Origin of the sequence: Nocardia sp. NPDC006982, from assembly GCF_042869435.1 — a bacterium.
Classification (GTDB): Bacteria; Actinomycetota; Actinomycetes; order Mycobacteriales; family Mycobacteriaceae; genus Nocardia.
Window position 1 is genome coordinate 772,542 of record NZ_JBIAFV010000003.1, and the last position, 8,159, is coordinate 780,700.

The 8,159-nt window shown below is 64.5% G+C and carries 6 protein-coding genes and 1 pseudogene; 1 reads left to right on the plus strand and 6 read right to left on the minus strand.

Going from position 1 to position 8,159, the window contains the following annotated elements; translation table 11 throughout:
* The first annotated feature begins 12 nt into the window (after positions 1 to 12).
* Positions 13 to 1,506 (plus strand): WD40 repeat domain-containing protein, encoded by a 1,494-nt coding sequence (locus ACFYOW_RS16925; RefSeq protein ID WP_387288852.1) that lies wholly within the window; start codon positions 13 to 15, stop codon positions 1,504 to 1,506.
* A 694-nt stretch (positions 1,507 to 2,200) separates the two neighbouring features.
* Here the strand turns inward: ACFYOW_RS16925 and ACFYOW_RS16930 are convergent.
* From ACFYOW_RS16930 to ACFYOW_RS16955, 6 genes and pseudogenes are all read right to left on the minus strand, one after another.
* Positions 2,201 to 4,048 carry an acyl-CoA dehydrogenase family protein gene (locus ACFYOW_RS16930; protein ID WP_387288785.1) on the minus strand — a complete coding sequence of 616 codons (1,848 nt, stop codon included), beginning with the start codon at positions 4,046 to 4,048 and terminating at the stop codon, positions 2,201 to 2,203.
* A 151-nt stretch (positions 4,049 to 4,199) separates the two neighbouring features.
* A complete protein-coding gene (locus ACFYOW_RS16935) occupies positions 4,200 to 4,709 on the minus strand; it encodes a hypothetical protein (protein WP_387288787.1) in 510 nt (169 codons plus the stop codon).
* A 6-nt stretch (positions 4,710 to 4,715) separates the two neighbouring features.
* Positions 4,716 to 5,969, minus strand: coding sequence for a cytochrome P450 (locus ACFYOW_RS16940; RefSeq protein WP_387288789.1), 1,254 nt, complete (start codon positions 5,967 to 5,969; stop codon positions 4,716 to 4,718).
* Between the two features lie 13 nt (positions 5,970 to 5,982).
* The gene (locus ACFYOW_RS16945) at positions 5,983 to 7,233 is read right to left on the minus strand and encodes a cytochrome P450 (protein WP_387288791.1); all 1,251 of its coding nucleotides are present in this window, start codon (positions 7,231 to 7,233) and stop codon (positions 5,983 to 5,985) included.
* A gap of 122 nt (positions 7,234 to 7,355) precedes the next feature.
* Positions 7,356 to 7,556, minus strand: a complete 201-nt coding sequence (locus tag ACFYOW_RS16950) for a hypothetical protein (RefSeq protein ID WP_387288793.1) — start codon at positions 7,554 to 7,556, stop codon at positions 7,356 to 7,358.
* Between the two features lie 318 nt (positions 7,557 to 7,874).
* A pseudogene (locus ACFYOW_RS16955) lies at positions 7,875 to 8,159 on the minus strand (hypothetical protein); the annotation flags it as partial.

The following is an 8,159-nucleotide window of genomic DNA, read 5'->3' on the forward strand; positions in this document are numbered from 1 at the left end:
GTTGGGCAACCTTTGACCGGCCATGCTGATGAGGTGTCGTCAGTAGCGTTCGGGACCCAATCCAATGGAGCGCTAGTCCTAGCGAGTGGCTCCCGAGACGGGATAGTGCGGCTGTGGGAGTTGATGCCTCTCAGATCGGTCGGGGGATTTCGGGTCGGCCGGTACAACGCGGTGTGGTCTGTGGCTTTGGGACAGCAGTTCGACGGCGCGCTGGTTATAGCGAGTGGCTGCCGCGATCGAACGGTGCGAGTTTGGGACGACCACGGGCGGCGGCCGCCACCCTTGACTGGTCACGCCGGCACGGTGTGGTCTGTGGCGTTGGGGACCCGTACTGATGGCAGGTTAATTCTGGCCAGCGCCTCCAGCGATGGGACCGTGGGAATGTGGGAGCCGGACTCGGGGCAACCCGTCGAACCACCCTTGACCGGGCACGCCGACGAGGTCAATACAGTGGCATTCGGGAATCTCTCTAATGGTGACTTGCTCTTGGCCAGCGGTTCCGACGACAAAACAGTGCGAGTGTGGGATCCGAATGCGGATCAACCAGAGACGCAACCCCGGAGCAGCGGTGTCGGTTCGGTGCTATCGGTTGCGTTCGGGGCTGGTCCTGACAGTGGCATGTTGCTGGCCAGCGGCTCCGCAGATGGCACTGTGCGAGTGTGGGATTCGGCGTCGGGGCGGCCGACTGGGCCGCCACTAATCGGCCATACTGGCCCAGTGTCCTCGGTAGCATTCGGGATGCTCGCCGATGGCACCCCACTAATGGCTAGTGGTTCTGAAGTTCGTACAGTGCGCATCTGGGATCCGATCTTGGGGCAACCGGTGGGGCCTCCGCTGACGGGGCATACGCGAGGCGTAACTTCGGTGGCTTTCGGAACCTTGCCCGATGGCACTGTGCTGTTGGCGAGCGGTTCTGACGACAACACGGTGCGGGTATGGGATCCCGTGTCCGGTGAGTTGAGGTGGCCGCCTCTGGTCGGCCACACCGATTCGGTGCGGTCGGTGGCGTTCGGAGTGTTGGCTGATGGCACTGTGTTGTTGGCCAGTGGGTCCACCGATCGGACCGTGCGGGTATGGGAAATGGCTTCCGGCGAGCCAAGCGGACGATCTCTGACCGGCCATACCGGCTGGGTACGGCAGGTGGCATTCGGGCGCCAAGCTGACGGTCGTCTGCTGTTGGCGAGCGGTTCTGACGACAACACGGTGCGGGTATGGGATCCCGTGTCCGGTCAGTTGAGGTGGCCGCCTCTGGTCGGCCACACCGATTCGGTGCGGTCGGTGGCGTTCGGAGTGTTGGCTGATCGCAGCTTGTTGTTGGCCAGTGGGTCCACCGATCGCACCGTGCGGGTATGGGAAATGGCTTCCGGCGAACCGCTTGGCCTTCCGTTGACAGGGCACACTGACAGCGTGTGGTCCGTGGCATTCGGGACTCGGCCCACCGACAACGTGGCCTTGCTGGCAAGCAGTTCGGACTACATCCATTTGAGGGCTTTCATCCCTGGCTAGCGCGTGGCCGGTCAGGCCATTCAGGCCATTGCTGTGCTCATTGCCGTTGCGACGGGTTGTCGTGCTGGTCAGGGGTTGATGTAGCGGTACTCGTACTCTCGCCGAGGTCTCAGCGGTGAGTTTTCCAGCCATGGCAGGGAGATCGGAGGTGTTCCGGCAATCTCGGCTCCAGCAACGAGTACAACGATCTCCCCGACTTGTGCAGTCCCACAACACCACTCGCCCCGCGTGCCGTCGGACCGGTGCCGCAGCTGCCCGGAGCCGTTCAAGCATCCGCGTTGCCAGGCAAAGGATGCCAATTCCCGACTGACTGACCTCCCCACCCGGGCTCAGAGGGTACGGATGTTGTTCACGTCGGCACGGTGCCAAGCCGCGGACTGGACATGGCACGGTTTGCGTGATTGCTGCAGCTCGTATTGCCAACGGGCGCTTGATGCGCACAGCGATGACGGCTCCCATCAGCGCTGTAAACCTGTTTCTGGCATCGGATTTCGCTGTGGCGGCGAATATTGCCGATGCCCACCGTCGACGACGAGAATCACAACTATCCACCACAGGCCCAGGGCGGTATCCCTCACCGGCCAGCGGCGATTGCCGTGCCGGTGTGGTTTTCGGGCTGCGACGGGCGGTTCGGTCAGCCATGGTGGTAGTGCTGGCTGCCCTGGTGGAGACATTGTCAACTTCATTCGCAGGCTTAACCTTTCGAGCTCTCGGTGGCATCGCTGGATCGGTCACGGTGTGTGTGGTTGCCGGGGAAGGTTTCATCGCGCCAGCCGGTGAGCGTCTTGTACGGCTTGGTGTAGTCGCTGGCGAACAGCGGCGCGCCGGGCATGTCGGGGATGTCGAAGGCGGCCACCAGCTGCGGAAAGTGGTCGACGAGCACGCGCTGGTGTCCGATGAGTTCAGTTGCGATCGTCATCGGGGGCTGGTATTCATCGCCGATTCTGATCGGGTGGTCGGTGTACCAGCCGCGGCGCGCGTGAATGCGTTCCAGCGCGTACGCCGCGCCTACCGTCGTGAGCAGATCGCTGGCGAACGGATCGGGGACGGTGGATGCCGCGATCAATGGGGCGGTTGCCAGAGCGCGTTCAACGGTTGCGGTGGCCAGTTCGATGGCAGCGCTGTCCGGACCTAGCACCGGTCCAGCGACGGTGAAGTCGCCACGGCGCAGACCATCGGCGATGATCCGCTCGCGCTCAGCGAGCAATTCGACAGTCCACGGCAGCTGTGGCGGTGTGTCGGGCAGTTGCAGCGGCGGCCAGCGCAGCAGCGCCCGCCCTGCCGTCTTTTGCAGAACCTGAGTCTCGCCCTCGGCCATGCGCGCTCCCAGGACGTTGCCCGCCCAGTCCCCCAAGTGGTTGATCAGCAGCGAGCCGTGCGAGGCGGTGCGTTCTCGACACATGCCCAGTACCCACTGCGCCGCACGAGTCAGTGCCGGTTTGGCGAGCATCGACCACAGCGCGTGGTCGGGGTCGCCGCCGTCGGCGCCCGCGCGCATGTCGCGAAGGTGTCGGCCCAGGATGGTTGCGGTATAGAGGGAAACCAGCCCGGTGACCAGGTTGGCTTGAACCGCATCGCGGTCGGCCATCCGGACGCGAGACCCGCGCTGCCTGGCGAAGTTCGCCAAACCCGTCAGAGCGGCGCGAGCGCTGGCGACAGAAGCATTCGCCAAGTCGAGTCGGCCATTACTCAACCCTGCTACCGCACGGTGGAACCGCTCACCGATCGGCAGGTCGCACTCGAACCGGCCGTTGGCATCGATGCAGGCCCAGTCCCCGCCCAGCAGCGCCTGCCGCGGCACCCAGCAGTCACGGAACCGGATGATGGCGTGGTCCATCGGCGCGAAGGCCTTATCGGGTAGCAACTCCACCTCTACACCAGCAGCCAGGCTCGTGCTGCTCCGCAATTTCAGCAGAAACGCGAACACGCCCTGGTCGTGGCCATCGGTGATCACGCGGGCAGTGACCACCACGATCTTCGGTGCATCAGAACCAACGTTGGGCATGAACTTCGCCGCGCGAATGTCGGGTGTCGACAACAGGAATCCACCGCGAGCGCGATCCCATGTCGCTGTGGTCCGATGATCGGCCGCTGCGTTGGTGCCACCGAGCTCGGTCAACATCAACGCCCCAAGGGCCGCGCCGGTGTCGAGTTCAGCGAGGCATTGCTGTTGATAGTCCGCGCCGGACCCCAGCGACAGAATCGCCCCCATTGTCAGGTCGAAATGCCCGGTCAACACCGGCAGGAGCCTGGGCGCGCTGACCGCGGCCTCCTCGCAGAGGATGCCCCGCAGCTCGACGTCAGTTGCGATCGCTGTCCCGGACCCACCGAGCGCGGCAATCACCGATCGCAAAAGATCCGGGGCGAGTGCAGCCTGTTCGGAGTACGTCAGGCCCGACCGGGGGAGGTCCCCGAGCGCGGTCACGGTGTCGCGGACCCGGGCCCGCAGTTCGGTGTCCGGGCCGAGCAGTGCGATCCGCAAGGCGTCGACGGCAGGTTCGCTGCCGATGTGGGTGCGTGTGGTGGTGAGATCGATGGTCATGTAGAACTCGCCTTCTCGCCAAGCGACGCACCGGCGGCTGTAGCCACGGCGAGTCGCTGAATCATGTTGGGTTGCGATGCCTTTCGTGTGTGTTCGGGTCCGGGGAATGTCATCGGTAGGCCGCAACGTCTTGCCGCCCCGGACTGGGTGATCAGGGGCAGAGGCCGACCGCTTGGAGGGCTGAGACCGAGTCGCAATCGGTTACGCGATGGCGGGTGATGGCGTCGAGGACGGCGAACGCCTCTTCCGGACGCCAGGATTCGCACATCCCGGCGAGTGCCGTCCAATCCGCGCGCCACCGTTCGTTGTGGTGCGCCACCATGGCACCGGTGCGGATCCTGGTCGCCATGGCGGCACCGGGGTGGGGCCACCATCGGTGGTCGAACCGCGCGATGGGGGTGTCGATGACGTCACACAGCGTCAGCGTCGACACAACCGCCTGCTCCGGATTCCACGCCCGGCGCGCGGCGGCCAGCTGCTGGTCGAAAAACTCCAAGTAGTAATGGGGGTCGTCATCGAGAGCCTGCAACTGCAGCGGGGTCAGTGTTCCGCTGCTGCGGCGGTGGTTGATGAACGGCTGCCAGTAGGTGTCGAGGAAGCGGTGCGGGACCTGGTTGCCGTCGCGGTCGAGGACTGGCGGGCGCAGTACGTCGATCATCATGGTCCTTTACAGAATGTGTTGGGTAGGTGAAGGCGGGAAGATGACCGGCAATGTGGACAGCGCGCGATGGAGCGGGCCGGGCCGCCATTCGAGTTCTTCGGCGGGTATGGCGAGTCGTATTTCTGGGAGGAAGTCGAGCAGTTGGTCGATAGCTGTCTCGGCCATCAGCTCAGCCACGATGCGGGCCGGTTTCGGGCACGCGTGTGGGCCCGCACCGAAGGCCAGGTGGGAGTCGTTGCCGGTGTACTGGCCGGTGTTGACCTCGGGGCTGCTGTTGCATGCGGTCATGCTGATGATCACCGGCTGATGCGCGGGTAACCAGACCGTGCCGGCGAGGATGGGCTGGACCGGATAAGTGAGGCAGTAGCAGGCCATCGGCGGGTTGGTGAACAACCCCTCGGCGAGCGCGGCACTCGTCGAGGGCGGCAGGCCACGGTTGATGTCCGCGATGAACCGTCGGCGGTCGGTCAGCATCAGCAGCAGGGTGTTGGCGATCCAGTTCTGTGGCACCTCGATCGCGGCCGAAATGATCGTCAGCAGTTGTTGGACCATCTCGTCATCGGTCAACTTGGCCGGATGCTGCACCAGCCGTGTGGTGACGTCGTCGCCGGGATTGGTGCGTTTGAGCCAGGTCAATTCACGCAAGGCCGAGTCGAACAGTTCCTCGGCGTTGTCCTGTCCGTCGAACAGCGCCGCGCTGGCAGCGACGAGTTTCTCCCCGAGTTCTGGTGTGCACCCGATGATCTGGGTGACCACCGCGAATACCACCGGCAGGCAGTATTGACTGAGCAGATCGGCAGACCCCGACCGGCAGAACGTATTGACTTGGCCGACCGCGGTGCTCTCCACCAAGGCGCGCAGCCCGTACTGGTTGATTCCGGCGAGGGCGTCGTGGGTCGCCCGGCGGTAGCGCACGTGTTCTTCGCCGTTGCTGCGCAACGCGTTCGGCCGCCACTCGAGCATCGCCAGGATCGGCCACGTGCGGTCGTGCAACGTCTTCTGCCACTCGCGGGGATCAGCGGAGAAGTGTTCGGGATCGGTGAGAATGTTGACCGCGGTGCGGTAGTCGATCACCAACGTCGCGGCCAGCCCGGGTGCGAGCTCCACCGGCACCAGCGGGCCATAGTTCTCGCGCATCTGCTTGTATGCGCGGTGCGGGTCGGCCGCGAATTCGGGGGTGTAGATGCTGATTCGAGGCCCGAGGGCTTCGACCGGGATCCCTTTGGCTTTGCCGGGCGCCGGGAGGGTGTGCTGCTGCACGACAGTGGGTCTCCTATGCGAGCGGAAGTTCAAGCGGCGGGCATGGGGAAAACGTGACCGGCAGCGCTGTGAGCGCGCGATGGAAGGGGCCCGGTAGCCACTGCAAACCGGTGCCGTCGGGAACCGCGAGTTGGATCTCGGTCAACGCATCCAGCAGCAGAGTGACGGACTTGGTGGTGATGACCGTCGCCAATGATCGCGCTGGGCAGGCGTGGATACCCGCGCCCCACGCGAGATGGGAGCGGTTGCCGAGGTGGTCGTCGCTGTGCACGACCGGATCGGTGTTGCACGCCGATACGCTGATCAATACCGGTTGATGTGGGGGCAGCATCGTTGTGTCAACGATCTGCATCTGCTGCGGAAACCGTGGGAACATCGTCGCCAACGGTGGATCAGTGAACAGCACTTCATCGATCGCGTCCGTGACCGACAACGCTCCGTAAAGAAGACGACCTCCGAACCCGTCATCGGTCAACATCAGCCTCAGGATATTCGCGATGAGATTCCAGGTCGGCTGGCTACCGGTGGCGTACAACATCGCCAGCTGATAGGTCGCCTCAGCGTCATTCAAGCCTGCGGGGGGCCCGATCAACCACGTCGTCACATCCGCTGCCGGGTCCAAACGCTTGGCCATCACAGCATCGGCCATCGCCGCGACAAGTTGCTGGTTGCCTGCCTTGACCGTTTCGGAATCGGTCGCCGCCCGCAACACCATGATCGCGTCCAACGCGGCTCTCCCGGTTTCTGCCGATAGCCCCAGAAGCCAATTCAGTACCTGCCCCACGAGCGGGATAGCGAAATCATTGAGCAGATCGACGTGGCCGTGTTCGCAGAAGCCGTTGATCAGCGTTGTCGTGATGTGCGCGGCCGTGGAATCCAGGCCGTACTGGTCGACACGATCGAGGGCGGCGCTGATGGCGCGCCGTAAGCGGGAGTGTTCTTCGCCGGAGCTGCGCAGTGCGTCGGGCCGCCACCCCAATGTAGGAAGTGCCGGGCATTCGGGACCTACTCGTTGCTGCCAGCCACGAGGATCGGCCGGATAACGCGGGTCGTTCAGAATACGCAGTGCCTCACGGTAATCGGTCACGAGCGCGGCCGGAACCGCCGGCGCGACATCCACCGCCGCCACCGGCCCCCGTTTGCGCATCTTCCGGCACGCGGCGTGCGGGTCGGCTGCGAATTCCGGCCCGTATATCGCGACCCGGGACTCGGAGGTGTTGACAGGCGGTAGCGGAGAAGCTGGTTGCCCAGTGGTCACTGACATTCGGCCTTTCACTGTGAGGCACGGACTTTGGCACCCGGCGTGCACGTCATGCGGTCCCGCCACGTCCCTCGGTGCAGTCGCCCCCTGACAGTGACTGCACACCGATGGACCGCGGGCACCAGCTAGTCGTCCCAGTCGTCTAGGGCGTTCACCCCGCCGCTGTACGCGGCCGCGGCGAGGTACTGGCGGCACTGCGGACCGTGCCCGGAGTGAGTCACGCGGATGAAACGGGCTTCGTCGATCGACCCGAACCGCACATCGCCATGGGCGGCGCAGTCGGCGTGTTCGACAAGCCACAGCTCTCTGTCCACAACGGTGGTCATGCGCGCCTCCTAGCCAGCCCGACAGCATCCGGACGCCGGGCCCGCCGTCCGCCACGTCCCCGACGGCGGGTCGCTCACGACGATGTGACCGAAGCGAATCCGATGCCGGATGCCTGTATCAGACTCGTGCGCGCGAAGGGGGCATCCAATCCCTGGTAGGGATATCCCTGCCAGGGATCGCATTCGGGAACCGTCGAATATCTCGCCTGGCCAGATGCCGGAAAAACCTGTGCGAAAACACCATTGGACGGAGAGGAAACTTCCGAACTTCGATCGTGCGGCCGAATACTCGGCTGCACCCGCCCACGGTGGCGGGCCTCAGTGCACCGGGTGCCAGAGGACGGATCGGTCTGCGCTGCGCAAGGATCGGACCCGGCGGTGGAGTTCGTTCGCGGCAGGTGGTTTGTCCGGCGCTAGACGGATATAGGAGCCGACCGAGTGCAGCTCGACGATGTCGCGCAGCAGAACCCAGCCCGGCCAGATGAGCATGTCGTAGCCATAGGCGGCAGCGAATTGCTGCCGATAGCAGTCGGATTCGTGGAAATGGTCGGGAACCGTACCGATCAGGTCCAGCTCCCGGGGGCCGATACTGGTTGCGTCCCA